The 25769-nt window shown below is 68.0% G+C and carries 26 protein-coding genes; 9 read left to right on the top strand and 17 right to left on the bottom strand.

The window, feature by feature from the left end:
- Nucleotides 1–58: 58 nt before the first annotated feature.
- The 6 genes from AC5Y3Z_RS06225 to hisD are packed head-to-tail and all read right to left on the bottom strand — an operon-like array spanning nucleotide 59 to nucleotide 5277.
- Nucleotides 59–859: an inositol monophosphatase family protein gene (locus tag AC5Y3Z_RS06225; RefSeq protein ID WP_463825202.1), complete on the bottom strand. Its 801-nt coding sequence runs from the start codon at nucleotides 857–859 to the stop codon at nucleotides 59–61.
- Nucleotides 860–865: 6 nt separating this feature from the next.
- The gene (gene priA / locus AC5Y3Z_RS06220) at nucleotides 866–1600 is read right to left on the bottom strand and encodes a bifunctional 1-(5-phosphoribosyl)-5-((5-phosphoribosylamino)methylideneamino)imidazole-4-carboxamide isomerase/phosphoribosylanthranilate isomerase PriA (RefSeq protein ID WP_463825201.1); all 735 of its coding nucleotides are present in this window, start codon (nucleotides 1598–1600) and stop codon (nucleotides 866–868) included.
- Nucleotides 1597–2220, bottom strand: coding sequence for an imidazole glycerol phosphate synthase subunit HisH (hisH, locus tag AC5Y3Z_RS06215; RefSeq protein ID WP_473139658.1), 624 nt, complete (start codon nucleotides 2218–2220; stop codon nucleotides 1597–1599). The genes priA and hisH overlap by 4 nt, the downstream gene beginning before the upstream one ends.
- Nucleotides 2217–2837 carry an imidazoleglycerol-phosphate dehydratase HisB gene (hisB, locus tag AC5Y3Z_RS06210; protein ID WP_463825199.1) on the bottom strand — a complete coding sequence of 207 codons (621 nt, stop codon included), beginning with the start codon at nucleotides 2835–2837 and terminating at the stop codon, nucleotides 2217–2219. The genes hisH and hisB overlap by 4 nt, the downstream gene beginning before the upstream one ends.
- On the bottom strand, nucleotides 2834–3964 hold the full coding sequence (locus AC5Y3Z_RS06205) for a histidinol-phosphate transaminase (protein WP_473139657.1): 1131 nt from the start codon (nucleotides 3962–3964) through the stop codon (nucleotides 2834–2836). The genes hisB and AC5Y3Z_RS06205 overlap by 4 nt, the downstream gene beginning before the upstream one ends.
- Nucleotides 3961–5277, bottom strand: a complete 1317-nt coding sequence (gene hisD, locus AC5Y3Z_RS06200; RefSeq protein WP_473139676.1) for a histidinol dehydrogenase — start codon at nucleotides 5275–5277, stop codon at nucleotides 3961–3963. The genes AC5Y3Z_RS06205 and hisD overlap by 4 nt, the downstream gene beginning before the upstream one ends.
- Nucleotides 5278–5396: 119 nt before the next feature.
- On the opposite strand from hisD, the gene AC5Y3Z_RS06195 reads away from it, so the two are divergent.
- Complete coding sequence (locus AC5Y3Z_RS06195; protein ID WP_473139656.1) at nucleotides 5397–5810, top strand: nitroreductase family deazaflavin-dependent oxidoreductase; 414 nt, start codon at nucleotides 5397–5399, stop codon at nucleotides 5808–5810.
- 24 nt (nucleotides 5811–5834) lie between these two features.
- Here AC5Y3Z_RS06195 and AC5Y3Z_RS06190 read toward each other — a convergent pair whose 3' ends face one another.
- The 4 genes from AC5Y3Z_RS06190 to nadA are packed head-to-tail and all read right to left on the bottom strand — an operon-like array spanning nucleotide 5835 to nucleotide 10399.
- Nucleotides 5835–6860: a zinc-dependent alcohol dehydrogenase gene (locus AC5Y3Z_RS06190; protein WP_473139655.1), complete on the bottom strand. Its 1026-nt coding sequence runs from the start codon at nucleotides 6858–6860 to the stop codon at nucleotides 5835–5837.
- Nucleotides 6861–6909: 49 nt separating this feature from the next.
- Complete coding sequence (nadC, locus tag AC5Y3Z_RS06185; RefSeq protein ID WP_463825195.1) at nucleotides 6910–7767, bottom strand: carboxylating nicotinate-nucleotide diphosphorylase; 858 nt, start codon at nucleotides 7765–7767, stop codon at nucleotides 6910–6912.
- A complete protein-coding gene (locus tag AC5Y3Z_RS06180; RefSeq protein ID WP_463825194.1) occupies nucleotides 7767–9356 on the bottom strand; it encodes an L-aspartate oxidase in 1590 nt (529 codons plus the stop codon). Before AC5Y3Z_RS06180 ends, nadC begins: the two co-directional genes overlap by 1 nt.
- Entirely contained in the window at nucleotides 9353–10399 is a 1047-nt protein-coding gene (gene nadA, locus AC5Y3Z_RS06175) for a quinolinate synthase NadA (RefSeq protein WP_463825193.1), read from the bottom strand. The genes AC5Y3Z_RS06180 and nadA overlap by 4 nt, the downstream gene beginning before the upstream one ends.
- A 46-nt stretch (nucleotides 10400–10445) precedes the next feature.
- On the opposite strand from nadA, the gene AC5Y3Z_RS06170 reads away from it, so the two are divergent.
- On the top strand, nucleotides 10446–11162 hold the full coding sequence (locus tag AC5Y3Z_RS06170) for an NUDIX hydrolase (protein ID WP_463825192.1): 717 nt from the start codon (nucleotides 10446–10448) through the stop codon (nucleotides 11160–11162).
- Nucleotides 11163–11365: 203 nt separating this feature from the next.
- Nucleotides 11366–12706 carry a lipase family protein gene (locus tag AC5Y3Z_RS06165; protein WP_463825191.1) on the top strand — a complete coding sequence of 447 codons (1341 nt, stop codon included), beginning with the start codon at nucleotides 11366–11368 and terminating at the stop codon, nucleotides 12704–12706.
- A gap of 3 nt (nucleotides 12707–12709) precedes the next feature.
- Here the strand turns inward: AC5Y3Z_RS06165 and AC5Y3Z_RS06160 are convergent, their stop codons facing one another.
- From AC5Y3Z_RS06160 to bioB, 3 genes are all read right to left on the bottom strand, one after another.
- On the bottom strand, nucleotides 12710–13423 hold the full coding sequence (locus AC5Y3Z_RS06160) for a DUF2567 domain-containing protein (RefSeq protein ID WP_463825455.1): 714 nt from the start codon (nucleotides 13421–13423) through the stop codon (nucleotides 12710–12712).
- Nucleotides 13424–13704: 281 nt separating this feature from the next.
- Nucleotides 13705–13932: a biotin synthase auxiliary protein BsaP gene (bsaP, locus tag AC5Y3Z_RS06155; RefSeq protein WP_463825190.1), complete on the bottom strand. Its 228-nt coding sequence runs from the start codon at nucleotides 13930–13932 to the stop codon at nucleotides 13705–13707.
- On the bottom strand, nucleotides 13932–14981 hold the full coding sequence (gene bioB, locus AC5Y3Z_RS06150; protein WP_463825189.1) for a biotin synthase BioB: 1050 nt from the start codon (nucleotides 14979–14981) through the stop codon (nucleotides 13932–13934). The genes bsaP and bioB overlap by 1 nt, the downstream gene beginning before the upstream one ends.
- Before the next feature lie 177 nt (nucleotides 14982–15158).
- Here bioB and AC5Y3Z_RS06145 point away from each other — a divergent pair, with 177 nt between their 5' ends.
- The 6 genes from AC5Y3Z_RS06145 (at nucleotide 15159) to AC5Y3Z_RS06120 (ending at nucleotide 22526) form a co-directional block, all read left to right on the top strand.
- A complete protein-coding gene (locus AC5Y3Z_RS06145; RefSeq protein WP_463825188.1) occupies nucleotides 15159–15302 on the top strand; it encodes a hypothetical protein in 144 nt (47 codons plus the stop codon).
- A gap of 65 nt (nucleotides 15303–15367) precedes the next feature.
- Nucleotides 15368–17197: a hypothetical protein gene (locus tag AC5Y3Z_RS06140; protein ID WP_463825187.1), complete on the top strand. Its 1830-nt coding sequence runs from the start codon at nucleotides 15368–15370 to the stop codon at nucleotides 17195–17197.
- Nucleotides 17198–17201: 4 nt separating this feature from the next.
- Nucleotides 17202–17567, top strand: coding sequence for a hypothetical protein (locus AC5Y3Z_RS06135; RefSeq protein ID WP_463825186.1), 366 nt, complete (start codon nucleotides 17202–17204; stop codon nucleotides 17565–17567).
- Nucleotides 17564–18931: a hypothetical protein gene (locus AC5Y3Z_RS06130; RefSeq protein WP_463825185.1), complete on the top strand. Its 1368-nt coding sequence runs from the start codon at nucleotides 17564–17566 to the stop codon at nucleotides 18929–18931. Before AC5Y3Z_RS06135 ends, AC5Y3Z_RS06130 begins: the two co-directional genes overlap by 4 nt.
- Before the next feature lie 30 nt (nucleotides 18932–18961).
- A complete protein-coding gene (locus AC5Y3Z_RS06125) occupies nucleotides 18962–21145 on the top strand; it encodes an adenylate/guanylate cyclase domain-containing protein (protein WP_463825184.1) in 2184 nt (727 codons plus the stop codon).
- Nucleotides 21132–22526, top strand: a complete 1395-nt coding sequence (locus tag AC5Y3Z_RS06120; protein WP_463825183.1) for a mechanosensitive ion channel domain-containing protein — start codon at nucleotides 21132–21134, stop codon at nucleotides 22524–22526. Before AC5Y3Z_RS06125 ends, AC5Y3Z_RS06120 begins: the two co-directional genes overlap by 14 nt.
- A 41-nt stretch (nucleotides 22527–22567) precedes the next feature.
- Here AC5Y3Z_RS06120 and AC5Y3Z_RS06115 read toward each other — a convergent pair whose 3' ends face one another.
- The 4 genes from AC5Y3Z_RS06115 to AC5Y3Z_RS06100 all read right to left on the bottom strand — a co-directional run bounded on the left by AC5Y3Z_RS06115 (nucleotide 22568) and on the right by AC5Y3Z_RS06100 (nucleotide 25768).
- Nucleotides 22568–23269, bottom strand: a complete 702-nt coding sequence (locus tag AC5Y3Z_RS06115; protein WP_463825182.1) for a GAF and ANTAR domain-containing protein — start codon at nucleotides 23267–23269, stop codon at nucleotides 22568–22570.
- 179 nt (nucleotides 23270–23448) lie between these two features.
- The gene (locus tag AC5Y3Z_RS06110) at nucleotides 23449–23952 is read right to left on the bottom strand and encodes a 2'-5' RNA ligase family protein (RefSeq protein WP_473139654.1); all 504 of its coding nucleotides are present in this window, start codon (nucleotides 23950–23952) and stop codon (nucleotides 23449–23451) included.
- A complete protein-coding gene (gene bioD, locus AC5Y3Z_RS06105; protein ID WP_463825180.1) occupies nucleotides 23952–24626 on the bottom strand; it encodes a dethiobiotin synthase in 675 nt (224 codons plus the stop codon). Before bioD ends, AC5Y3Z_RS06110 begins: the two co-directional genes overlap by 1 nt.
- Nucleotides 24623–25768, bottom strand: a complete 1146-nt coding sequence (locus AC5Y3Z_RS06100) for an 8-amino-7-oxononanoate synthase (protein ID WP_463825179.1) — start codon at nucleotides 25766–25768, stop codon at nucleotides 24623–24625. Before AC5Y3Z_RS06100 ends, bioD begins: the two co-directional genes overlap by 4 nt.
- Nucleotide 25769: the final 1 nt, after the last annotated feature.

The following is a 25769-nucleotide window of genomic DNA, read 5'->3' as shown; positions in this document are numbered from 1 at the left end:
GCAGACGCAAAAGCTCCATTTTCATCGGCGTGTCGGGGACTTTTGTGTCTGCTCGGCATCAGAAGTCTTCCGGTTCGCCGGTGCCGCGCAGGGTCTCCAGCATCTCCCCGTGCACACCCGGTGCGGCGGCCAGGGCGGACCGCGACGACGGGGTCCACGGTTGGCCGGCCAGGTCGGTGACGACACCGCCCGCGGCCCGCACCAGCGCGACGCCCGCCGCGTGATCCCACACATGGCTTCCGAAACTTATTGCCCCGCCGAGTATTCCGTCGGCGACGTAGGCGAGGTCGAGCCCGGTGGAGCCGTGCATACGCAACCGGGAGGACACCCGGCTGAGGTTCTCCAGCACGGTCAGGCGGTACTGGCCGGGGAACCGGCCGCGCGAGTCGGCGCTGAAGGATCCCGCGGCAACCAGCGCGTCGCCCAGTTCGGAGTGCGCCAGCGGGGGCCGCGGCACTCCGTTTCGCAGCAGCGGACCGCCCGCCACCGCGGTATACCGCTGGCCGGTGAACGGCAACCAGGTCAGCCCCGCCACCGGCTCACCCTCGCGCAGCAGCCCCAGCAGAATCCCCGCCAGCGGCGACCCCGCGGCGTAGTTGAACGTCCCGTCTATCGGGTCCAGCACCCACACCCACGGCGAGTCGAAGTCCGCGCCGCCGAACTCCTCGCCGTGCACCTCGATTCCGGTGGCCGCGACCAGCGCGTCGACGACCTGCCGTTCGATCGCCAGATCCACCTCGGTGGCGAAGTCATTGCCCTTCTTGGCGACTGCCGAATCGGCACGGTGGCCGGCCAGGAACGGTTCGACCGCGTCGTCGAGGATGGCCGACGCTTGAACCACCAACGCGTCCAGATCCATTGCGAGTCAATCCTTTACCGCGGCGAGCGCCTGTGGCAGCGTGAAACGACCGGCGTAGAGGGCTTTGCCCACGATGGCGCCCTCGACGCCCCGATCGGTCAGGGTCGCGATGGCACGCAGGTCGTCCAGGCTGGACACCCCGCCGGAGGCGATCACCGGCGCGTCGGTGCGCTCGGCGACCCGGGCCAGCAACTCCAGGTTCGGCCCGCCCAGCGTTCCGTCTTTGGTGACATCGGTGACCACGTAGCGCGAGCATCCTTCGCTGTCCAGGCGGTCCAGCACCTCCCACAGGTCGCCACCGTCGGTCTCCCAACCGCGTCCGCGTAACCGGTGCTCGCCCTCCACAATCTGAACATCCAGGCCCACGGCGACCTTCTCGCCGTGCTCGGCGATCGCCCGCGCACACCACTGCGGGTTCTCCAGCGCCGCGGTGCCCAGGTTGACCCGCGCGCAACCGGTCGCCAGCGCCGCCGCCAGCGAGTCGTCGTCGCGGATACCGCCGGATAGCTCCACCTGCACATCGAGTTTGCCCACCACGTCGGCGAGCAACTCCCGGTTGGAGCCGCGACCGAACGCGGCGTCGAGGTCGACCAGATGTATCCAGTCGGTGCCGTCGCGCTGCCAGCCCAGCGCGGCATCCAGCGCGGAGCCGTATTCGGTTTCACTGCCGGCTTTGCCCTGGACCAGGCGCACGGCTCGGCCCTCGACCACGTCGACGGCGGGCAACAGGATCAGCGTCATCGCGACAGCCCCTCGACCCAGTTACCCAGCACGGCCGCGCCGGCATCGCCGCTCTTCTCCGGGTGGAACTGGGTCGCCGACAACGGCCCGTCCTCGACCGCGGCTAGAAAAGGCACCTGATGTGTCGCCCAGGTCAACATCGCTGCGGGTGATCCTTCCCACCGCTGTGCGGCGTAGGAGTGTACGAAATAGAACCGGGTGTCTTCGGCCAGACCGTTGAAGAGCGTGCTGCCGGGCGCGGCCTGCACGACGTTCCAGCCCATGTGGGGGATCACCGGGGCGTCCAGCCGGGTCACCGCGCCGGGCCACTGCCCGCAACCCGTGGTCTCCACGCCGAACTCGACGCCGCGGGCGAACAGGATCTGCATGCCCACGCAGATACCCAGTACCGGGCGTCCGGCCGCGACCCGCTCGGCGATGATGCGTTCCCCGTCGACTTTGCGCAGACCCGCCATGCAGGCTTCGAATGCCCCGACCCCGGGCACTACCAGTCCGTCGGCGGCCAGCGCTTCCTCGGCGTCGGCGGTCACCTCGACCCGGGCGCCGGTGCGCTCCAGCGCCCGCTGAGCCGACCGGAGGTTGCCCGAACCGTAGTCGAGAACAACGACTTGCGCTGTCACAGAACACCTTTGGTAGATGGCACGCCCGAAACCCGGGAGTCGAACTCGACGGCGTGACGCAGCGCGCGGGCCACCGCCTTATATTCGGCCTCGGTGATGTGATGCGGGTCGCGACCGTAGAGCACCCGCACGTGCAGCGCGATGCGGGCGTTCATGGCCAGCGATTCGAACACGTGCCGGTTGATGACGGTGTGGTACGGCACCGCATTGCCGGCAATCGTGAAGTGCTGCAGATGATCCGGCTCACCGGTGTGTACGCAGTACGGGCGGCCCGACACGTCGACAGCCGCGTGCGCCAGCGTCTCGTCCATCGGGATGAACGCATCACCGAACCGGCGGATGCCCTTCTTGTCGCCCAACGCCTCCCCCAGCGCCTGGCCCAGGGCGATCGCGGTGTCCTCGACCGTGTGGTGCGCCTCGATCTCGACGTCACCCTTGGTGCGCACGGTCAGGTCGAAGCTGGCGTGGCTGCCCAGTGCGGTCAGCATGTGGTCGAAGTACGGGACGCCGGTGTCGATGTCGACCTGGCCGGTGCCGTCTAGGTCGAGCTCGATGACGATGTCGGACTCTTTGGTGCGGCGTTCGATACGCGCGCGCCGAGGTTCGTGGACTGTCACGATGCTCCTATACAAGGCTGCGGGGCCGGGGCCAGTTCGGTGGCGGCGATCCGGGCGCTCGCCGCCAGGAAGGCGTCGTTCTCGTGGGCCAGCCCCGTGGTGGCGCGCAGATAACCCGGGATGCCGACGTCGCGGATCAGCACGCCGGAATCCAGGTAATGCTGCCACGCGGCCGGCGCGTCGGCGAATTCACCGAACAGCACGAAATTGGCGTCACTGGGGATCACCCGAAAACCCATGCCGGCCAACGCGGTCGACACCCGCTCGCGTTCGGCGATCAGGGCGGCGACGCTGCCCAGGGTGTCATCGGCGTGCCGCAGGGCGGCCCGCGCGGCGGCCTGGGTGACCGAGGACAGGTGATACGGCAGGCGCACCAGCAGCATGGCCTCAACCAGGGCGGGTGTGGCCACCAGGTAACCCAGCCGGCCGCCGGCGAAGGCGAATGCCTTGCTCATGGTGCGGGTGACGACGAGTTTGGTCGGGTACTGCTCGACCAGCGTCACCGCGCTGGGCTGCGCGGAGAACTCGCCATAGGCTTCGTCGACGATCAGGATCCCGGGCACCGCATCGAGCAGCCGGCGCAGTTGCGGCAGTGTGATGCTCTGTCCGGACGGATTATTGGGGCTGGCGATGAACACCACATCGGGTCGGCGGTCGGTGACCGCGGCGACGGCGGCTTCGATATCGAGGCTGAAGTCGTCGGCGCGGGCGGTTTCCAGCCATTCGGTGCGGGTGGCGTCGGAGATGATGGGATGCATCGAGTACGACGGCACGAATCCGATCGCGCTGCGCCCGGGGCCGCCGAAGGCCTGCAGCAGCTGCTGCAGGATCTCGTTGGATCCGTTTGCCGCCCAGACGCTTTCGGGGCCGACCGGAATACCGACCTGGGCGCTGAGGTAGGCGGCCAAATCGGTGCGCAGCGCCACCGCGTCGCGGTCGGGATACCGGTGCAGATCGGCGGCCGCTGCACGCACCGATGCTACGACGTCATCGACCAGCGCCCGGGTGGGGGGGTGCGGGTTCTCGTTGGTGTTCAGCCGTACCGGTACCTCCAATTGCGGTGCGCCGTAGGGAATTTTGCCGCGCAGGTCAGCGCGCAGCGGCAAGTCGTCCAGGGTCGGCTTCATGACTCGAACCGTCGCCGGACGGCCTCGCCGTGGGCGGGCAGATCCTCGGCCTGGGCCAGCGCGACCACGTGCCCGGCAACATCCTTCAGAGCTGATTCGGTGTAGTCGACGACGTGAATGCCGCGCAGGAAGGTCTGCACCGACAGGCCGCTGGAGTGCCGTGCCGAACCCGCGGTGGGCAGCACGTGATTGGACCCCGCGCAGTAGTCACCGAGACTGACCGGGGCATAAGGCCCGACGAAAATCGCTCCGGCGGAACGGATTCGGCTTGCCACTGCCGTTGCGTCGGCGGTCTGGATCTCCAAATGCTCGGCGGCGTAGGCATTCACGACCTGGACGGCGGCGTCGAGGTCGTCGGTCAGGATGATCTTCGACTGCGGCCCGGACAGCGCCGCCTCGACGCGTTGCCGGTGCACGGTGGTCTGCAGCTGGTTGGCCAGTGCGGCGTCGGTGGCGTCGGCCAGTTCGACGCTGGGCGTGACCAGCACGCTGGCGGCCATCTCGTCGTGTTCGGCCTGGCTGATCAGATCAGCGGCGACGTGCACCGGGTTGGCCGTCTGGTCGGCCAGGATCGCGATTTCGGTGGGCCCGGCCTCGGCGTCGATTCCGACCAGGGACCGGCACAACCGTTTGGCGGCGGTGACATAGATGTTGCCGGGACCGGTGATCATGTCGACCGGAACGAGCTCCGGTCCACCCGTGTCGAGGCCGCCGTACGCCAGCAACGCCACGGCCTGCGCCCCGCCGACCGCCCACACCTCTTCGACACCCAGCAGCCCGGCCGCAGCCAGGATGGTCGGGTGGGGCAGCCCGCCGAACTCCGCCTGGGGCGGGCTGGCGATCACCAGCGAGTCGACCCCGGCCGCCTGCGCCGGCACCACGTTCATCACCACGCTGGACGGGTAGACCGCGTTTCCGCCGGGCACGTACAAGCCGACCCGCTCCACGGGGACCCAGCGTTCGGTGACCGTCGCGCCCGGACCCAATGTGGTGGTGGTGTCGGTGCGGCGCTGGTCGGCGTGCACGGCACGCGCCCGCTCGATCATCACCTGCAACGCGTCGCGCACATCGTCGTCGAGTCCGACGATCGCGGCCTCCAGCGCACCTTCGGGTACCCGGACCGCCGCAGGTCGCACGCCGTCGAACTGCTCGGCGTACTCCAGGGCCGCCTCGACACCACGCTCAGCGACCGCCTGCACGATCGGGCGCACCCGGTCCAGCACCGATTCGACGTCCACCCCGGCGCGCGGCAGCTCGGCCCGCAGCCGCGCGGCCGTCAGCTCCACACCCCGCAGATCGATACGGGACAGCAGCGCAGGCTCGCCGGTCGGTGTAGTCGTCACGCCCACCATTGTCCCAGAGCAGCTCACATCGATATTCCACCGGTAGTGTGCCCGGTGGAAGTCAGGCCCGGTAGCGGAGGGAGCCAGCTATGCCCGGTCGGGATCAACACCCCAACAACGCCCCCGGCGTCCCGATGATCTACCCGGTGTGGTTCGAGAACCTCCAAGTCAGATACCTCAACCCGGCGCTCAAACCGATCGTCCGCTACCTGCCCGGCACGGCGACGATCGAGCACCGCGGACGCAAGTCCGGCAAGCCGTACCGGACCATCGTTACCACCTACCGCAAAGGCGGTCTGTTGGCGGTCGCGCTGGGTCACGGCAAGACCGACTGGGCGAAGAACGTGCTGGCCGCCGGTGAAGCCGACGTGCATTACACCCGTCGGGTGGTGCACATCACCAATCCCCGGATCCTGCCCGCCGGTTCCGAGGCGGCCGGGCTGCCCTGGTTGGCGCGACTGCAACTGCGCCGGATGGCGGTCCTGGTCGGCGACGTCGCCTGAGCCGCAAGTGCCGAAGGCCGCGAGTCAAATCCTGGTGAAGACCGTCTTGCCGGTCATGGTGGGCCACGCGGCAGCGGCTTCTTCCCACGGCACCACGCGGTCGACGGCCGCCGACAGATCACATCCGTCGGCGATCAGCCCGAGCACGGACGGGATGGCCGCGCGCGCATTGACCCGGCCGGTGACGAACCTGACGCCCCGGGTATACAGGTGCAGCAGCGCCATCTCGACGTTCTGGTGATAGATGCCGGTGTCGGTGCACACGCCGTCCGCCCACGTCGCGCGCAACGTAGCGGCAAGTAGCTCCGGATCGGCCGAGGTGTTCACCGTCACCGGATAGGGATCCCACTCTTTGGCCGGTTTCGGCCGGTCGTGCGTAGTCGCGCCAAGCTGTTGTGCCGCGCTCAACCGCTGCGGGTCGGTGTCGACGTAGTCCACCTGGGCGCCGAGCGCTGAAGCGAACGCCACCGCATACAACCCGATGGACAACCGGCCGACCACCAGCACTCGCCGGTCGGCCTGGTCCAGCAGGGCTAGTTCGCTGGCGAAGGGACCGACTGTGCGCCAGCCGTCGGGAATGTTGTCCGACAGCGAGGCGACGGCCACCGGATCGACCCCGGCCGGAACCGGGATCAGCATCGCATCGGCGTAGGGCACCAACACCAGATCCGACATGAACCCGCCACCGTCCAGGCCGGCGATCGGTCCCATCCCGTACATCGCCATCAGCGGCAGCGAACCGCAGGAGCCGGTCGCCCCGCGGCGACACTCCCGACAGGTGCCGCAGCTGATCTGAAAAGGGACCACCACCCGGTCCCCGACTCGCACGCTGGACACCTCCGCGCCCACCGCGACGACCTCGGCCACGCCTTCATGACCCACCGCGTAACCCGGCGGAAGCGGGAGCCGACCAGCGCAGACAGCGACGTCGAGGTCGCAGCAGGCGACGGCCAGCGGACGTACCAAGGCCTGTCCGGGCGCTGCCAGCACCGGGTCGGCGACCTCGCGCCACGCGTAGTGCCCGGGCTCCGCATGTGTCAATTGCCGCATCGCACCATCCTTGCCCGGTCACCTCATGCGCTGAAGCCCATGCCCGGCGCTACATGTCCAGGCCGACGTCCAGCACGCGCACCGAATGCGTCAACGCCCCGACGGCGAGGTAATCCACGCCTGTGCCGGCGTACGTCGCGGCCGTCTCCAGGCTGAGCCCACCGGAGGATTCGAGGAGAACCTCTGGCGCGCGGGCGTCGCGACGCTGCACCGCCGTCTGCGTCTGCCACACCGGGAAGTTGTCCAGCAGGATCAGCTCGGGCTTCTCGGGCAGCACCTCGTCGAGTTGCTCGAGGGAATCCACTTCGACCTCGCAGCACATCTCGGGTGCGGCGGCCCGCACGGCGCGCAACGCCTCCACCACCGATCCGGCCGCTGCGACGTGGTTGTCCTTGATCAGCGCCGCATCGCCCAGACCGAGCCGGTGATTGACGCCGCCGCCGACGCGCACCGCGTACTTCTGCAACGCCCGTAGACCCGGCAGGGTCTTGCGGGTGTCGCGAATCTTGGCCTTGGTGCCGCTGACGGCCTCCACCCACGCTGCCGTCACCGATGCGATCCCGGACAGGTGACAGACCAGGTTCAGCATGGTCCGTTCGGCGGTCAGCAGTCCCCGCGTCTCGGCCCGCACCGTCAGAAACGGCTCGCCCGCGTTGACTTTCGCCCCGTCCTCCACCCGGTGCAGCACCTGGTACCCGCGGCTGCCGATCACCTCGTCGAGCACCAGCAGCGCCACGTCCACCCCGGCGACCACGCCGGGCTCCCGGGGCACCATCGACGCGGTGGCCACGTCGTTCGCCGGCACGGTGGCCAACGTGGTGGTGTCCGGGCCGTAACGCAGGTCTTCGACCAGGCCCCGTCGGATGGTCTCCCGAGCGTCGATCAGCTCGGCGTCGTCCAGCATCATCAGCCCACCGCCGCCAACGCTTCGACCTGGACAGAATCGGTCGGCTGCTCGCCGTCGAAGGCCAGCCGGACCAGAATGCTGCGCCCGGTCTCGGTGGCGGCCGACGGATGTTCGGCGCGGTGGTGGCATCCGCGGCTTTCGGCGCGGGCCAGCGCGGCGGCGGTGACCGTCCGGGCGGCCAGCGCCAGGGCGACGTCCTCGGCGCCGCGCCGGTCTGTCACATCCCGGACCGGTGCGGCGCCCAGCTTCCCGGCCAGCGCCTGCAGCCCGGGGGCGTCGCGGACCACCGAGGCATCCCGGCTCATCGCCTGCTGCAGGTCGGCGCGCTCGGGCGCGGTGTGGACGATCGGTGCGGGCAGCTTCGCGCGCGGATGCCCCGCTGCCGCCGCGTGTGCGACGGCGGCAGTGCCGGCCCGTGCGCCGACCACCAGACCTTCCAGCAGGCTGTTGGAGGCCAACCGGTTGGCGCCGTGCATGCCGGTGCGCGCCACTTCCCCGGCGGCGAACAATCCGGGCAGTTCGGTCCGGCCGTAGACGTCGGTGACGACGCCGCCGCAGCTGTAGTGTGCGCCCGGAATGATCGGGATGGGTTGGCGCACCGGGTCGATGCCGGCCGCGCGGCACGCGGCGGTGACCGTCGGGAACCGTGCCGGGAAGCCGGCGATGGCTCGGGCATCGAGGTAGGCGCACGGCTCGCCGGTGGCTTTCAGCCGCGCGTCGATGGCCGCGGCGACGACGTCGCGCGGGGCCAGGTCGCCCATCGGGTGGATACCGGCGGTGATCGAATTGCCTTGTTTGTCAATCAGTTTCGCGCCTTCACCGCGGATCGCCTCGGTGATCAGCGGTCGCCGGCCCCCGCCGTCGGGGGTGTAGAGCATCGTCGGGTGGAATTGGATGAATTCGAGGTCGGCGATCGCCGCGCCGGCCCACAATGCCAATGCGATGCCGTCACCGGTGGAACCGACCGGGTTGGTGGTCGCGCTGTAGAGATGCCCGAGGCCACCGGTGGCCAATATCACCGACGGCGCATGGATGATGCCGCAACCATCGGCACGCCCGACCAGCACCCCGGTGACCGCGTCACCGTCGTGCAGCACCCGCAGTGCGACGTGGCCGTTGCGGATGTCCAGCAGGCGGGCCGCATGATCGAGGGTGCGCTGCACCTCAGCGCCGGTCGCATCCCCGCCGGCATGCACGACGCGTCGTCGCGAGTGCCCGCCTTCGCGGGTAACATCCCACCGGCCCGGCACCACCTCGTCGAATCGTGCTCCCGCGCAGACCAATTCGGTCACCGCCCGGTAGCCGTCGGCGACGATCGAATACACCGCCTCAGGGTCGCACAGGCCCGCGCCCGCGGCCAGGGTGTCGGCGACGTGGGCGTCGACCGAGTCGTCGTTGTCCGGCAGTACCACCGCGATGCCGCCCTGGGCGTAGTGGGTGGCGGTCACCGCCCGCGTCTGCGTCGCTTTGTTGAGGACCACGACGCGGCCTCCCGCGCGGTGCGCGGCCAGCCCGGCGGCCAGTCCCGCGACGCCCATGCCGATCACCACGACGTCGGCGGAGTCCTGCCAGACCGGGCCAGTCGTCATTCGCCACCGCCCGGCTGGCCGATCGCGATCATCCGCTGCACGCTGCGGCGCCCCGCCGCCGCGATGTCCGGGTCGACGTGGACTTCGTCGGCGCCGTCCAGCAGGCAGCGCAACAGTGCGGCCGGGGTGATCATCTTCATGTACTTGCACGACGCGCGGTCGTTGACCGCCTGGAACTCGACTTCCGGTGCGGCCCTGCGTAGTTGGTGCAACATGCCGACCTCGGTGGCCACCAGCACCTTGCGGGCGTGGGTCTGGTGGGCGGCGTCCAGCATTCCGCCGGTGGATAGGATCTTGACTCGGTCGGCCGGGAAAGCTCCTTCCCCGGCCAGATACAAAGCCGAAGTGGCGCAACCACACTCGGGATGAACGAACAGCTCCGCGTCCGGGTTGGCGCGGGCCTGCTCGGTGAGCTCGTCACCGTTGATCCCGGCGTGCACGTGGCATTCGCCGGCCCACACATGCAGGTTCTCCCGACCCGTCACCCGGCGCACGTGGGCGCCCAGGAACTGGTCGGGGCAGAACAGCACTTCGCGGTCGGGGTCGATGGAGGCCACCACCTCGACCGCGTTGGACGACGTGCAGCAGATGTCGGTGAGGGCCTTGACCTCTGCGGTGGTGTTGACATAGGAGACCACGACCGCCCCGGGATGGTCGGCTTTCCAGGCGCGCAGTTCGTCGGCGGTGATCGAATCGGCCAGCGAGCACCCGGCGCGCTGATCCGGGATGAGTACCGTCTTGGCCGGGCTCAGGATCTTGGCGGTCTCGGCCATGAAGTGCACCCCGCAGAACACGATGGTGTCCTCAGGCGCGTCGGCCGCGATGCGGGACAGGGCCAGCGAGTCCCCCACGTGGTCGGCGACGTCCTGGATCGCCGGCAGCTGGTAGTTGTGGGCCAGGACGGTCGCACCGCGCAGCCGCGCCAGGCGGCGGATCTCGGCAGCCCACTGCGCGTCGCCCTCGATCCCGGTGTAGCCGGTCGCCGTGCTGACGATGCGGGCTGCCAGCTCATCGGCGATGTCCATGCGATTCAAGACCGTCATGGGGGCTCCTTTCGCACCCGGAGGTTTTCGACTTATAATCGAAAACATGCCTCATGGTAGCACCGCACACGAAGTGCTTGCCGTCGTGTTCCAGGTTTCACTGGGTGCCGGCAGCACTGCAAAGGGGTTACAGGCACAAAAACCGCAGTTGAACGTCCTGCTGTGGCAGCGCGCACAGGAACCGCAACAGGGTGCGTGGTCACTGCCCGGCGGCCGGTTGCGCAACGACGAGGACATGACCACCTCGGTTCGTCGCCAACTCGCCGAGAAAGTGGATCTGCGCGAAATCTCGCACCTGGAACAACTGGCCGTGTTCTCCGACCCCGAGCGCGTGCCGGGCACCCGGATGATCGCCTCCACCTTCCTGGGTCTGGTGCCCTCCCCTGCCACGCCGGAACTGCCGCCCGACACCCGCTGGCACCCGGTCAACTCGTTACCGGAGATGGCGTTCGACCACGGCCCGATGGTGGCGCACGCCCGCACCCGACTGGTGGCCAAGATGTCGTACACGAACATCGGATTTGCCCTGGCGCCGAAGGAATTCGCGTTGTCCACCTTGCGCGATATCTACGGTGCCGCCCTGGGCCATCAGGTCGATGCGACCAACCTGCAGCGGGTGCTGGCCCGCCGTAAGGTCATCACCCAGACCGGCACCATCGCCCAGTCCGGACGCAGCGGCGGCCGCCCAGCGGCGCTGTACCGATTCACCGACTCCCGGCTGCGGGTCACCGACGAGTTCGCCGCGCTGCGGCCGCCCGGCTGAGCAGCCTTGTGACGGGCACCACGGCGTGCTGACTTCGGATCGGCGTAACCGGCCTGTACTGTCTTTAAGAGTTGTTTAAGAAGCTACTGGCGCAGAGTGAGCATCAACGCTGCGCTTCGACAGGCTGACGGCGCGCCCATCCCGCGGTATCGGGGCCGGTGGCACGCGTACACCGAAGCCGATCGGCCTCGAAGGGAGCCTTGATGGTGGAGCTGGCCAATGTGGCAGGCGCAACGGGTGCGGAATGGATCGGCCGCGCTCCGCACGAGGAGTTGCAGCGCAAGACCCGCCCGCTGCTGCCGTCCGACGACCCGTTCTATCAGCCGCCCCCCGGCTTCCAGCACGCCGAACCCGGGACCGTGCTGCGTTCGCGCGACGTCGAACTGGCCTTCATGGGCCTGATCCCGCAGTCCATGACGGCTGTCCAGTTGCTCTTCCGCACCACTGATCTGAACGGCAACCCCGAGGCGACGGTGACCACGGTGCTCGTCCCGGCGGAGGTGGCGCCCGGCAAGACGACGCCGGTGCTGTCCTACCAGTGCGCCATCGACGCGGTGGCGTCGCGCTGCTTTCCGTCGTATGCGCTGCGGCGGCGGGCGAAGGCGCTCGGATCCATCAGTCAACTCGAGCTGCTGCTGATCACCGCGGCTGTGGCAGAAGGCTGGGCGGTTTCGGTGCCCGACCACGAAGGTTTGCGCGGCGCCTGGGGCGTGCCGTTCGAACCCGGTTACCGCATCCTGGACGGGCTGCGCGCGGCGCTGAACACCGAGCGGCTCGGTTTGTCGCCGTCGGCGCCGATCGGCCTGTGGGGTTACTCCGGCGGCGGGCTGGCCAGCGCGTGGGCAGCCGAGATGTGCGGTGAATACGCCCCCGAGTTGAACATCGTCGGGGCGGTCCTGGGCTCCCCCGTCGGCAACCTGGGCAATACGTTCCGCAGGCTCAACGGTGGCCTGTTCGCCGGTCTGCCCTCCCTGGTGGTCGCCGCGCTCACGCACACCTACCCCGGTCTGGACGCGGTGATCAAGGAGCACACCAGCGAAGAGGGACGTGCCCTGCTCGACCGGCTGGAGACGATGACCACGGTGGAAGCCGTCGTCAAGATGGCGCACAAGAACATGGGCGACTACCTCGACGAACCGCTGGAACAGACACTGTCCAGACCGGCGGTGGTGCACGTCTTCGACAACATCAAGCTCGGGGCGGCCATCCCCACCCCGCCGGTGCTGATCGTGCAGGCCGTCCACGACTATCTGATCGCCGTCGACGACATCGACGAGCTCGCCGAGACCTACATCGCCGGTGGCGCCAGCGTCACCTACCACCGGGATGCGTTCAACGAGCACATGTTCCTACACCCGCTGTCGGCGCCCATGGCACTGCGCTGGTTGATCGACCGGTTCGCCGACCGGCCGCTGACCGACCACCTGGTGCGTACGACGTGGCCCACGATGTTCAACCCGATGACCTATGCCGGCATGGCGCGGCTCGGTGTGATCGCGGCCAAAGTGATCACCGGCCGCAAGATCCACCGCCGGCCGCTCTAGTTCTTACGTCAGCGGGCCCTGCGGGGTCATCGGCTTCGGAGCGGGCGGGGGTCCCGCCGGGGGCATCGGCGCAACCCAGTGCACCCGGTGCTGCGGCGGGTAGCCGCCCAGGTCGTCGCGGATCGTCCCGGCCGCCAGCACCGCATAGACCAGGGCCACCGTCGCGGTCGGTGAGAGCAGGGTGACCACGATGTGCGCAGCCGAGTGGCCGAAGAACACCGGGGGCGCCTGCGTCACGTAGGTCAGCGAGTGGTCGGCCTTCGACAACGGAACACTGTCGAAATCCAACGCACCGTAACGCACGTGGACCAGCAGCGCCCCGACCCCGGCAGCGACCGCGGCCGCGCCGACCAGTCCGAGGCACAGCGCGGCGACCATCTGCGGACCGCGATGGTCGCGCCACTGCCACGCCGCCACCGCGGCCACTACCGCGACGACCCCCAGCAAACTCACCAAGAGCATCGGCGCGATGAAGAAGTTCCGCGGCTCACCGTCCAGGCCGCCCAGGTATTCGTGCACCCGCTCGCCCTTGCGGGTGACGGCCACCACGGCGTGGACAGCCGGAGCAATCCACGCCCACAGCGCGCCGACGAGCACGCCGGCCGCCGTCAGGACAGCCACCACGGTCAGCAGCGCGCGCCGGCGCGTGGTCCGCGGCGCGACCCGGCCGGGATCCGCACCCGACGGCTGCTGCGGCGTCACCGCCACTCCGTCCATCACCTGCACTCACCTCCGATCGCAGACGCCCCGCGAGCATATCGTTGTCGCGGTATCAGCCTGGGGGCGCGGCGTCGTCGGCTCCGGGCCTTTGCCGGTCCCCAGCGCCCTCATATGTGCGCTCATCAGCCCCATTTGCCGGCATTTCGGGGACGGTCGCGCGAGGCGAGCGCCTCTGCGCCCGGGGGCGGCACCGTCGACGACGCCACCGATTGCGGGCCACAGTGCGTCGGTGACGCCGGCCCACGGCTGCGCCGGCACAGCCAGAGCCATGTGAGCTGTCAGCGCTGCACGTCCAGGTCGGCAGAATCCACCAGTCCGTGCCGCGAACACTTGGCCCACCAACCGTCGGGCCGAACCTGCACGATCATCCGCCGCCCGCACGCGGCGCAGAACCGGGGCGGTTCCAGGCCCAGTTCGGCTGCGGTGGGCACCGCGGTGCCGGCTTGCACACCGGTATAGACGTTGTAGACGCCCGCCCCCACCGGGTCCGGCAGATCGCGGCCCATTACAGACTTGCGTTGAGCGCCTTGAGCGGCATCTGCAGGTCGTTGAGCAACTCGAGGTCGGCTTCAGCGGGCCGGCCGAGCGTGGTCAGGTAGTTGCCGACGATCACCGCATTGATCCCGCCCAGGATGCCCTGCTTGGCGCCGAGGTCGCCCAGAGTGATCTCGCGGCCGCCGGCGAACCGGAGCATCGTGCGCGGCAACGCCAGCCGGAACGCACCGACCGCCTTGAGCGCTTCGCTGGCCGGCAACACTTCCAGGTCACCGAACGGCGTGCCGGGCCGCGGATTGAGGAAGTTCAGCGGCACCTCGTCGGGGTTCAACTCGGCCAGGTCGGCGGCGAACTCGGCGCGTTGTTCCAGCGTTTCGCCCATGCCCAAGATCCCGCCGCAGCACACCTCCATGCCGGCGTCGCGCACCATCGACAGCGTCTGCCAGCGCTCTTCCCAGGTGTGGGTGGTGACGACATTGGTGAAGAACGACCGTGCGGTCTCGAGGTTGTGGTTGTAACGGTGCACCCCCATCGCCGCCAACCGATCCACCTGCTTGGCCGTCAACATGCCCAGCGAGCAGGCGATCTGAATCTCCACCTCGTTACGAATCGCCTCGATGCCGGCTGCGACCTGGGCGAGCAACCGCTCGTCGGGTCCGCGCACCGCGGCCACGATGCAGAATTCGGTGGCCCCGGACTTCGCGGTCTGCTTGGCGGCCTCCACCAGGCTGGGGATGTCCAGCCAAGCACTGCGCACCGGCGACTTGAACAAACCCGACTGGGAACAGAAGTGGCAGTCCTCCGGGCAGCCGCCGGTCTTGAGGCTGATGATGCCCTCCACCTCGACCTCGGGACCACACCAGCGCATCCGCACCTCGTGAGCCAGGGCCAGCAGCTCCTCGAGCCGGTCATCGGGCAACTGCAGCACCTGCAGCACCTGGTCCTTGCTGAGCCCCGCACCGCCCTCCAGCACCTGCCGGCGGGCGACGGCCAGGATGTCCGCGTCGGCGTCGCGATCCAGGCCGGCCTCGGTAGACGGTCGAATTGGCGCTTGGGTCACCAGGTACTCCCCTGCTTCTTGATCGGGCCCGCGCGCGTTCCGGCCGCGGCGGCCCGAATCGAAAGATGTTCAGGCTAGGTTAACGGTCCCGGCCCCGGCGGACCCGGAGCGGGCTCGCAGTGCCGCACTGACACAGTTGCCGGGATACAAGTCCATCCGGCAGGGTAGAGAACCACTATGACCGACGAAAACGTCATCTACCTGGCTGACCACGGGGTCTGGCTGGCGATTCCGGCACTGACTCCTGCGTTGATTGTCGTAGGCGTGGTGTTGTATATCGCAATGCGGAACCGGCGAAGCTCGAGCGAAAAGCAGGATTGACCAGTGTTGCAATGGGGCATTAAAGATTCGTCCTAATCAGCGGCGCAAAACGGGAGGCGATCGCGATGGAAATGGCAGTTGTGGCGGAGGCGCCGGCAGCACGCGGTGCGGAACTGAATCAGGTCATCGGCCTGTCAGTTGCCGCACTGGTGATCACGCTGATCATGCTGGGTATTGGTTGGGCTCATCGCACCCACCGGATCAGTTGGCTGGACAAGTTCGCCAACTGGCTCGGCGTCAAGTTCAAGCGTCCGGCCTGGGTGGCACTGCCGGTGTTGGTATACACCACGTCCATCATCTGCGCGCTGTTCGGCTTCATCTGGGACGTCAGCTGGCACATCGGTGAAGGTCGCGACCCCGGTCCGCTGGCAAACCCGGCGCACTACTTCATCATTATCGGGTTGTTCGGCATCTTCCTGGCCGGCATGACCGCGATCGCGCTCCCGTTCGACAAGCCCGGTCCCGCCCCGGTGCGGATCACCGAACACTGGCACGCCCCCGTCGGCGGCATCTTGATGGCCGGTTGTGGCATGTACGCCTTGTTCGGTTTTCCGCTTGACGACATCTGGCACCGCATCTTCGGCCAGGACGTCACTCTGTGGGGTCCCACCCACCTGATGATGATCGGTGGGGCGGGCCTGTCCCTGTTCTCCGTGCTCATGCTCGAGTACGAAGGCGGGCGGGCGCTGCCCGACGCGCCGCCGGAGAAGCCGTTCGTCCGGTTCCTGCGTTACCTGTCCTGCGGTGGACTGCTGATCGGCCTGTCGGTGTATCAGATCGAGTTCGACTTCGGCGTCCCGCAGTTCCGCCTGGTATTCCAACCGATGATGATCGCCGGCGTCGCGGCGCTCGCGCTGATCGTGGCGCGCATGACGCTGGGGAAGGGCGCGGCGATCATCGCAGCGCTGTTCGCGATCGCGCTGCGCGGCGCGGTGGCCTTCACGGTCGGTCCCGTCCTGGGCGCACCACTGAACTGGTTCCCGCTGTACCTCGGCCCCGCGCTGGTGGTCGAGATCCTGGCGCTCACCCCGCTGTTGAAGCGTCCCATCGTGTTCGGCGCGGTCACCGGCCTGCTGGTGGGCACCGTGGGCCTGTGGCTGGAGTCGCTCTGGATCGGCGCCGTCTATCACTACCCGTGGCCGGTCAGCATGTGGGGCGAGGCCCTGGCGATGGCAGTGCCGGTCGCGGTGCTGATGGGCGTCTGCGGAGCGATGACCGGAATGGTGCTGACCGGGCAGAAACTGCCCGGCCGTGCCATCGGCATCGGATTCGTCGCCGCCACGGTTCTGGTCATCGGAGTGGCGGTGGCCAACGGGTTGCACATCGTCATCCCGAGCCAGAACACCGCGACCATCACGCTCACCGACCTGCCCGGCGAACCCGGCAAACGGATGGTTTCGGCGGACGTGCTGATCAACCCGCCGGACCTGATCCAGGACGAGCCCTATTGGCTGTCGACCACATCGTGGCAGGGAAAAATGGTCAACGACCGCGGTCTGGTCATCAACCGGCTCGAGAAGGTGGGTCCCGGGCACTACCGCACCACCAAACCCATCCCGGTATGGGGTTCGTGGAAGACGCTGTTGCGCGTGCATGACGGCTACACCATGACCGCGGTGCCGATTTATGAACCGGCCGACGAGGCGATTCCTGCACCGGAGGTGCCCGCCCAGCCGGTCATCACCCGGCCGTTCGTCCTGGAGAACACCATCCTGCAGCGCGAACGCGACCCGAACGCGCCCGAATGGCTGTTCACCGGAGGCTCGATCCTGGTGCTGATCTTCACCCTGATGGTGATCACGGCGCTGACGTGGGGCGCCGGCCGGATCAACAACGAGACCACCAAGCCCCGGCAGCCGGAAGAGGAAAAGCACCCCCTTCCTGAAGCGGCATAGCTCGATGACAGTCAAGCGTGCCCTCGCCGCGGCGTGGGCGGGGTTGCTCATGTCGGCGCTGATCGCCTGCGGTGGCAATTCGACGAGCAATTCCGCCCCGGCGGCGCTGGAACTCAACGTGACCATCGCCAACGGACAGATCTCCCCGACCAACGCCACCCTGCAGGCCAAGGTCAAGCAGCAGATCACCCTGCACGTCACCAGTGACGCCACCGACGAGCTGCACGTCCACTCGGTCCCCGACCACAGGTTCCAGGTCGCGGCCGCGCCGAACCAGACGTTCCAGTTCAGCGTTGACGTGCCCGGCAGCGTCGACGTGGAGTCACACCACCTGCACAAGACGATCGCGACCATCCAAGTCCAACCGTGACCGACAGCCGCTCGGCGTCGGTGCTCGCGCACGGCCTCGGCGGGTCCAACGATCTCCCGGTTCCGTACACGTTCGCCCTCATCGGCGCGGCCTGGGCGCTGACGTTCACCTTCGCCCTGGTCGCGCTGGCCTGGAAGCGGCCGCGGTTCGATCCGGCCAAACCGGGTCGTCCGTTACCGGATGCGGTGACCGCCGTGGTCGATGCCCGCATCACCCGGTGGGTGGCTGCCGGTCTGGCGTTGCTGTTCGCCTGCTGGGTGCTGGCCTCCGGGCTGTGGGGTCCGCAGACGCAGGCCAACGGCCTGCTCGGGGCGTTCTATGTGTTGCTGTGGGTCGGGTTGGTCGCGCTGTCGCTGTCCTTCGGCCCGGTCTGGCGAGTTGTCTCCCCGGTGCGCACGGTGTATCTGCTGGTGCGACGCTGCCTGCCGGAGCGCCTGCGTCGAACCCGACTGGCTTATCCGGAGAGCTGGGGGTACCGTCCGGCCGCGATCGGGTTGTTCGCATTCGTCTGGATGGAACTGGCGAGCCCGGATCCAGCTTCGTTGACCGCGGTGAAGACATGGTTGCTGATCTATGCGGTGGTGCTGTTCGTCGGGGCGTGGCTGTGCGGGCAGCGCTTCCTGGCCCGGGCCGACCCGTTCGGCGTGTACAGCATGGCGGTGTCGCGACTGTGCCCGTTCTGGCGCAACACCGAAACCGGCAAGATCGTGATCGGCAACCCGTTCGACCACCTGCCGTCACTGCCGGTGCGCCCGGGAGTGGTGATGGTGCTGTCGGTGTTGCTCGGCTCCACCGCCTTCGACAGTTTCTCGGCGGCGCCGGCCTGGCGGAATTTCGCGGACGGCATCGCCCGCGGTATGCACGGCGTGCCGGAGACGCTGACCTCCTCCGCGCTGCGGACAGCCGGGTTGATCATCTTCATTTCGATTGTCGCGCTTACCTTTTCGCTGGCGGCACGCGCGACCGGCGGGGTGGACGCCGGGCAGCGCCGCGAGTTGCCCGGGCAGCTGGCGCACTCGTTGATCCCGATCGTGGTGGGCTATATCTTTGCGCACTACCTCACTTACCTGGTGGAGCGTGGACAGCAGGCCGTCATCGCGCTCGCCGATCCGCTGGGACGCGGCTGGAATCCGTTCGGGCTGGCCGACCAGCACGTCGCTTACGTGTTGTCGATGCATCCGGCGGTGCTGTCGACGATCAAGGTGGCGTGCGTGGTCACGGGTCACATCGTGGCGGTCATCGCAGCGCACGACAAAGCGTTACGTCTGCTCCCCAAAGACCACCAGCTCACCGGTCAGCTCACCATGATGCTGGTCATGGTTGGTTACACCTTCATGGGCTTGTATTTGCTGTTTGGTGGTTGAGAGGGTGAGCGGCAAGGGAAAGGAACCTCATTGACCTCGCCGAGTTCGACCGAAGAGATTGCTGCGGGCGACCCGCCCCCGACCGGCCGACGATGGCGGCGCCCGCACGTCGCGTCGTGGTTCAGTCTGCAATCCAAGGTGATGGCGATGTTGCTGGTCGCCAGCTTGATGTCGTTGGGCGTGATCGGGGTGGTCGGATACATCGCCGCGCGCAACGCGCTGTTACCGTCGGCCTCGGACCGGATGACACAGTTGCGCGAGTCGCAGAAGCGAGCCGTGGAGACGCTGTTCTCCGATCTGGCCAATTCGCTGGTGATCTACAGCCGCGGGACGACGGCACTGGAGGCGGTTCAGGCGTTCACCGCGGGTTTCGACCAACTCGCGAACGCACCCGTGGATCCCGCACAGCAGCAGGCACTGGTCACCTACTACAACGATCGGGTGATCAAGCCGGTCGAAAGCGCGACCGGCACCAAACTGGACCTCGATGCCCTGCTGCCCGCCAGCAACGCACAGCGGTACCTGCAGGCCCATTACACGGTGGCGCCGAATGCCTCAGCGCTCGACGACGCCGGCGACGGCAGCGCCTGGTCGGCGGCCAACGCCCGCTTCAACGAGTACTTCCGCGAAATCGCAACCCGCTTCGAGTACCGGGATGCATTGTTGCTCGACGCGCGCGGCAATGTCGTCTATAGCGTGCGCAAGAATCCCTCGCTCGGCAGCAACATCGCCACCGGCCCGTACCGTCAGTCCAATCTGCGCGGCGCCTTCGAGCGGGCGATGGGTGCGAACTCATCGAATTTCGTGTGGATCACCGACTTTCAACCCTATGCGGCGCAACTCGGCCAACCCGTCGCATGGCTGGTGGCGCCGATCGGAACGCCCGGTAAGGCCGCGGGGGTGCTGGCGCTGCCGCTCCCGATCGCCAAGGTGAACCGCATCATGACCGCCGACCGCAACTGGCTGGCCGCCGGAATGGGCAAGACCGGTGAAACCTACCTCGCCGGCCCGGACAGCCTGATGCGCTCGGACTCGCGGTTGTTCCTGGAAGACCCGCAGCAGTACCAGACCGAGGCGATAGCGGCAGGCACGCGGCCCGACACCATCGAAGAGGCGATGCGTTGGCGCGGAACGACACTGGTTCAGCCGGTGGCGACCGACGCGGTGCGTGCCGCGCAGCGCGGCGACACCGGCACCATGATTGACAGAGATTATCTGGGCCGGCGCGAACTGGTCGCGTACGCCCCGCTCTCGCTGCCGAATTCCGACCTGCACTGGACGATACTCGCGTCGCGAGAGACCTCCGAAGCTAACGCCCGGTTCCTCTCGCTCACCAAGACAATCGTAATCGCTACTGCGGCAATGGTTTTCGTGATATGCGTGGGGGCACTGCTGGTAGCCCAGATCTTCGTGAGACCCATCCGGCGGTTGCAGGCCGGAACCCATCAGATCAGCGCAGGCAACTACGACGTCGCCATACCGGTGACATCACGCGACGAGATCGGCGAACTGACCGAGGCTTTCAACGACATGAGCCACAACCTGCAGATCAAGGAAGAGCTGCTCTCGGAGCAGCGCAAGGAGAACGACCGGTTGCTGGGGTCGCTGATGCCCGAGCCGGTTGCCCAGCGATACCGCGAGGGCGAACAGACCATCGCGCAGGAACATCAGGACGTCACTGTCATCTTCGCCGACTTCGTCGGACTGGACGAAGTTTCCAACCACCTGTCCGGAAACGAATTGGTCGGCATCGTCGACGACCTCATCCAGGAGCTCGATGCAGCAGCGGAAGCGCTTGGCGTGGAACCGATTCGAACACTGCACAACGGTTACCTGGCCAGTTGCGGACTGAATTTCCCGCGACTGGACAGCGTGCACCGCACCGTCGAGTTCGCGGTGGAGATGCAGGCCATCATCGAGCGGTTCAACAGCAAGACCGGTTACCACGTGTCGCTGCGCGCCGGCATCAACACCGGTCACGTCATCAGCGGGCTGGTCGGGCGGTCCAGCATCGTCTACGACATGTGGGGCGCGGCGGTCAATCTGGCCCACAGCGTGCGTGGCAGCACCACACGGTCGGGGATCTACGTGACCTCTCAGGTGTACGAGGCGATGCGCGACATCCGGCAGTTCACCGAAGCCGGCGTGGTCAGCGTCGGCGGCCGGGACGTGCAGATCTGGAAATTGTCGGAGGACTCTGATGACCAGCACTGACACGTCATTCCTCTGGTGGGCCACCGCACTGGTGGTCGGTCTTCCGCTGCTGCTGATCGCACTGACCGAGTGGCACCACAGCCTGGTCCGCGGCGCCAGCCCACTGGCCCGGCCGGTGTTGCTGCTGCGCAGCTACCTGGTGCCGCTGGGGGCACTGTTGGTGCTGCTGGTCCAGGTCGCGAAGCTGCCCGCCGACGTCCCCTCGGTTCGACTGCTGGCCACGGTCTTCGGCTTCGTACTGCTGGTGCTGCTGCTCTCCGGGCTCAGCGCGACCGTGTTCGAGGGGGCCCCGCAGGGGTCGTGGCGCAGGCGGGTGCCGGACATCTTCCTGGACGTGACCCGATTCCTGCTGATCGGCGTGGGGCTGGCGGTCATCCTTTCCTACGTCTGGGGAGTGCGCGTCGGCGGTATCTTCACCGCGCTGGGCGTGACGTCGGTGGTCATCGGCCTGATGCTGCAGAATTCCGTCGGCCAGATCGTGTCGGGTCTGTTCATGTTGTTCGAACAGCCGTTCCGCATCGGTGACTGGCTGGACACCCCGGCCGCGCGCGGGCGCATCATCGAGGCAAACTGGCGTTCCGTGCACATCCAGACCGGCCAGGGACTGCAGATCACTCCGAACTCGGTGCTGGCCACGACGTCGTTCACCAATTTGAGCCGGCCGGCCGGTGCTCACATGCTGGTCATCACCGCCGCGTTCGCGGCGGCCGACCCGCCGGAACGGGTGTGCGCGCTGCTGACCCGGACCGCCGATGCGCTGCCGCAGCGCCGGACCGACTTCGACAGCACCGCCCTGCCCATCGGCACCGGCCAGTACCGCGTCACCATCGGATTGCGCTCACCGGCCGACGACTCCGCAGCGCAAGCCACCTTTCTGCGCTGGTTGTGGTACGCCGCCCGCCGCGAGGGGTTGCGCCTCGACGAACAGGACGACGACTATTCGACGCCGGAAAGGGTCGACTGGGCGTTGCGCACGGTGGTGGCACCTGCGTTGCGCCTGACCCAGAACGACCGGCAGGCGTTGGGCACGTACGGCAGGATCGTGCGGTACGCGGCCGACGAGATCGTCGAACACGCTGATCGGGTGCCGTCGAGCATGACGTTCCTTATCGAGGGCAGCGTGCGGTTGACCGCGGTCGCCGACGACGGATCGCCCGTGGTGATCGGCACCATGGACGAAGGTTCGTTCCTCGGTGCGACCGCGCTGACCCGTCAGCCCAATCTGGCCGACGCACGGGCGATCGGCGAAGTGACCGCGCTGCAACTAGATCGCGAGCATCTCGCTCAATTCGTGATGGGCAGGCCGGTGCTGCAGCAGGAGCTGGGCCGCGCCATCGAGAATCGGCGCGCCAGAGTGGAACAGGCGTGCGCGCAGGCGTAACGCGCGATCGCTGTCACGATCATGCCGCTGCCGCGGACGCCTCAGGACGGACGGTCCAGTCCCGCCTCGTGCTGTTCGACGATCCACCGCGCTATCTCGATGAGTTTGATGTTTCCGCGCTGCGACGTCTTGATGAGTAAGTTGAATGCCTGCAGGCCAGTGAGATTCATCCGCTGCATGATGATGCCTTTGGCTTGGCCGATGATGTCACGGGTGGTCAAGGCCGCGTCGAAGTGGGTGGCGGCGGCGGAGCCGGCGAGCGCTATCGAGGCATGCTGGGCCAGCACGAGTCCTATGTGGACCGAATCTTCGCCGAACACTCCGGCTTCGGCGGCGTACAGATTGAGCGCGCCCAGGTTCTGCTGGTTGACGAACAGCTGGAACGACAGGACGCTACCCATGCCCCGGTCCCGTGCCGCCCGGGCGTAGCGCGGCCACCGTTTCTCGCTGCTCAAATCGTCGACGAGCACTGTGTGGTGCTCTCGTAGCGCGTCCAGGCACGGTCCTTCATTCAGTGCGGTCTGCATCTCGTCCAGTTCGGCGACCCGTGGATCGGTCGGAACTTCAGCGCGCACCGCGCCTGCCTCGATGAGTGAAATCCCGGCCCACCGAGTGCCCGGCACCAGCGCGACCGCGCCCTCGACGATCGCGGCAAGGGTCTCACCGACGTCGGTCTGACCCTGCATGTGGACCGCCAGGTCGCCGAGAAGCGACGCGAGATCCTGCGCAGCTTCTCCGGCCATACCAAAAACCCTAATCCGCGTCGTAGAACGTCGCCTGGAGCGCCCCCGGCAGCCGGTTTCAGGACCGCCGAGGGCTGAGTGGTCCTGACATTCCGGACTGCCGTACCACCTGCCTGGCGGATACCCGGCTTCGGGACGAGTACGCCTGACGCAGGAGCCCCACGATCGCGGACGGTCCGCTAACCGAGCAGGTAGTCGACCCGCTGGTCGCCGTCCCAGCGGCGTAGCGCGGCGAACTGACCGACCAGCTGCGGTGGCCGGGTCACCAGGGGCAGCGCCTGCCCCAGTTGGGCGCTACCGACCCGGCGGGCCAACGTGACGTGCGCGGTCCACTGTCCAGGCAGGCTGTTGGGCATCGGGATCAGGTGCGCGTTGCACAACCGGTGCACCTCGGCATGCAGCCGCAGCAGCTCCCGGCTGGGCACCACCAGCCGGGTCAGCACCACCGGGTCCCGGCCGAACAACACCGGCGCACCGATCAAGCAGCGCAACGGCAACCGCCGCGCGACGGGTCGCAACAGTTCGTCGACGATGGGGTCGATGCGTTCGGCGACCACCACGGTGACATGCGGACGGCCCGGCGGGATGCGGACGTCGACGCTCGAGGCCGCCAGGTCGTCCCACATCCTGCGGAGGACGTCCTCGGTGTCGGGGTCGAACAGCAGCTCGATCGAATGGGCCATCAGCGCAACAGATTTCGTACCCATGCGGCATCGAACGCGGTAGTGCTGATGGCGGCGAAGTCGGCGCGCGACGCGGCTCCGGCGGGCAGCACCGCGCGAACAGTAGCCAGTTGGTTCAGCGCTTCCCGATTGGTTGTTTCCACCAGCCCCGGTTGCGCCGACCAGCTGCCGATCACCAGACCAGCGCACGAAATATGCTGTGCCGCAAGCGCTTCCAACGTCAATGCGGTGTGGTTTAGGGTGCCCAGACCGGCGCGGACCACGACCAGGACCGCGGCGCACAGATCGACGGCGAGGTCGCGCAGGGTGACGCCACCGGCTGCGAGTTCAACGAGCAGTCCACCGGCGCCTTCGACCAGGGTCAGACGTCCGGGGCGGTCCAGGTCGCGGATCAGACGCAGCACCTGGTCACGGGTGGGCAACTGCAGACCCGCCTGCTGGGCCGCGGCCATCGGTGACATCGGCAACTCGTAGCGCGCCAGCCCGGCAAGTTCGGTCACCCCGGACAGCCTGCGGATCTCCGCGAGGTCGTCGTCACCGTCGCGGATGCCGGTCTGGGCGGGCTTGCACACCGCGACATCGATACCGGCCTGGCGGGCGTGCGACGCCAGGGCGGCGGTGGCAACCGTTTTCCCGACACCCGTGTCGGTCCCGGTGACGACCAGAACGGTCAAGCGCGCGCCTGCAGCACATCGGCGAGCACGCGCCGCGCCAACTCCAATTCCTCGACGCTCAGCGACGCCCGGGCGGTCAGTCGCAGTCGCGACGTGCCGGCCGGCACCGTCGGCGGCCGGAAGCAGCCCACCTTGACCCCGGCGTCCAGGCACGCCGCCGCCGCGGCCACCGCCACCTCCGGATCGCCCAGGATCACCGACACCACAGCCGACTGCGGGACCTGCTGGACAGCGCAGACCCGGGCCAGCTCTGCTGCATGAGCAAGCACTGCGTCTGGTCGCCAGGTTTCCGTCTTGAGGAGTCGCAATGCCGCCAACGCAGCACCCACCGCTGCCGGCGCCAGGCCGGTGTCGAAGATGAACGGACGCGCCGCATCGATCAGGTGTGCGCGCACCTCGGCCGGACCGAGCACCACCCCACCCTGGCTGCCGAGTGCCTTGGACAACGTCGTGGTCACCACGACGTCGGGCGAACCGGCCAGTCCGACCTCGTGCACCAGCCCGCGGCCCCCGCCCCGCACGCCGAGCCCATGGGCCTCGTCGACGATCAGCAGCGCCTGGTTCCGCCGGCACACCGCGTGCAGCTCGCGCAGCGGGGCCAGTGCCCCGTCGGCGCTGAACACCGAGTCGGTGACGACGACAGCGCGTTCCTCGGTGCGCGACCCCAGCGCTGCATCCACCGCCGCGACGTCGCGACTGGGCGTGACCACCACGCGCGCCCGCGACAACCGGCAGGCGTCCACCAGGGAGGCGTGCGAGTAGGCGTCGGAGACCAGCAATGTCCCCGGGCCGGACAAGCTGACCACGGCTCCCAGGTTGGCGGTGTACCCCGAGGAGAACACCAATCCAGCAGCTGCGCCGACGTACTCAGCGAGCTCGGTCTCGAACTGCGCGTGCAATTCGGTGTCCCCGGTGACCAGGCGGGATCCCGTCGCACCGGCACCCCATATTCGCAACGCCTGCACGCCCCCGTCGATGACCGCCGGGTGCTGGGACAGTCCGAGGTAGTCGTTGGAAGCCAGATCGAGCTCGGTGCCCACCGCGGGGCGGGGACGCAGCGAGCGACGCAGCCCGGCCGCGCGGCGCTGCGTTTCCACCGCCGCCAGCCAGGCCAGCGGCGAGGTCTCGATGGGGGCCTGCATG

The organism is Mycobacterium sp. NGS61 (assembly GCF_059812325.1).
Note: the sequence above shows the minus strand (reverse complement) of the source record. Positions and strands in the feature narration are given on the sequence as shown.

What these genes read in the sequence shown, in the direction of transcription:
- AC5Y3Z_RS06135 (WP_463825186.1), top strand. Translation starts at nt 17,202, where the DNA reads ATGACAGTCAAGCGTGCCCTCGCCGCGGCGTGGGCGGGGTTGCTCATG.
- AC5Y3Z_RS06160 (WP_463825455.1), bottom strand. Translation starts at nt 13,423, where the DNA reads ATGGACGGAGTGGCGGTGACGCCGCAGCAGCCGTCGGGTGCGGATCCC.
- AC5Y3Z_RS06170 (WP_463825192.1), top strand. Translation starts at nt 10,446, where the DNA reads ATGCCTCATGGTAGCACCGCACACGAAGTGCTTGCCGTCGTGTTCCAG.
- nadA (WP_463825193.1), bottom strand. Translation starts at nt 10,399, where the DNA reads ATGACGGTCTTGAATCGCATGGACATCGCCGATGAGCTGGCAGCCCGC.
- AC5Y3Z_RS06145 (WP_463825188.1), top strand. Translation starts at nt 15,159, where the DNA reads ATGACCGACGAAAACGTCATCTACCTGGCTGACCACGGGGTCTGGCTG.
- AC5Y3Z_RS06225 (WP_463825202.1), bottom strand. Translation starts at nt 859, where the DNA reads ATGGATCTGGACGCGTTGGTGGTTCAAGCGTCGGCCATCCTCGACGAC.
- AC5Y3Z_RS06190 (WP_473139655.1), bottom strand. Translation starts at nt 6,860, where the DNA reads ATGCGGCAATTGACACATGCGGAGCCCGGGCACTACGCGTGGCGCGAG.
- AC5Y3Z_RS06180 (WP_463825194.1), bottom strand. Translation starts at nt 9,356, where the DNA reads ATGACGACTGGCCCGGTCTGGCAGGACTCCGCCGACGTCGTGGTGATC.
- AC5Y3Z_RS06115 (WP_463825182.1), bottom strand. Translation starts at nt 23,269, where the DNA reads ATGGCCGGAGAAGCTGCGCAGGATCTCGCGTCGCTTCTCGGCGACCTG.
- AC5Y3Z_RS06100 (WP_463825179.1), bottom strand. Translation starts at nt 25,768, where the DNA reads ATGCAGGCCCCCATCGAGACCTCGCCGCTGGCCTGGCTGGCGGCGGTG.
- bsaP (WP_463825190.1), bottom strand. Translation starts at nt 13,932, where the DNA reads ATGGGCCGCGATCTGCCGGACCCGGTGGGGGCGGGCGTCTACAACGTC.
- AC5Y3Z_RS06110 (WP_473139654.1), bottom strand. Translation starts at nt 23,952, where the DNA reads ATGGCCCATTCGATCGAGCTGCTGTTCGACCCCGACACCGAGGACGTC.
- AC5Y3Z_RS06165 (WP_463825191.1), top strand. Translation starts at nt 11,366, where the DNA reads ATGGTGGAGCTGGCCAATGTGGCAGGCGCAACGGGTGCGGAATGGATC.
- AC5Y3Z_RS06120 (WP_463825183.1), top strand. Translation starts at nt 21,132, where the DNA reads ATGACCAGCACTGACACGTCATTCCTCTGGTGGGCCACCGCACTGGTG.
- priA (WP_463825201.1), bottom strand. Translation starts at nt 1,600, where the DNA reads ATGACGCTGATCCTGTTGCCCGCCGTCGACGTGGTCGAGGGCCGAGCC.
- AC5Y3Z_RS06205 (WP_473139657.1), bottom strand. Translation starts at nt 3,964, where the DNA reads ATGAAGCCGACCCTGGACGACTTGCCGCTGCGCGCTGACCTGCGCGGC.
- AC5Y3Z_RS06195 (WP_473139656.1), top strand. Translation starts at nt 5,397, where the DNA reads ATGCCCGGTCGGGATCAACACCCCAACAACGCCCCCGGCGTCCCGATG.
- nadC (WP_463825195.1), bottom strand. Translation starts at nt 7,767, where the DNA reads ATGATGCTGGACGACGCCGAGCTGATCGACGCTCGGGAGACCATCCGA.
- AC5Y3Z_RS06140 (WP_463825187.1), top strand. Translation starts at nt 15,368, where the DNA reads ATGGAAATGGCAGTTGTGGCGGAGGCGCCGGCAGCACGCGGTGCGGAA.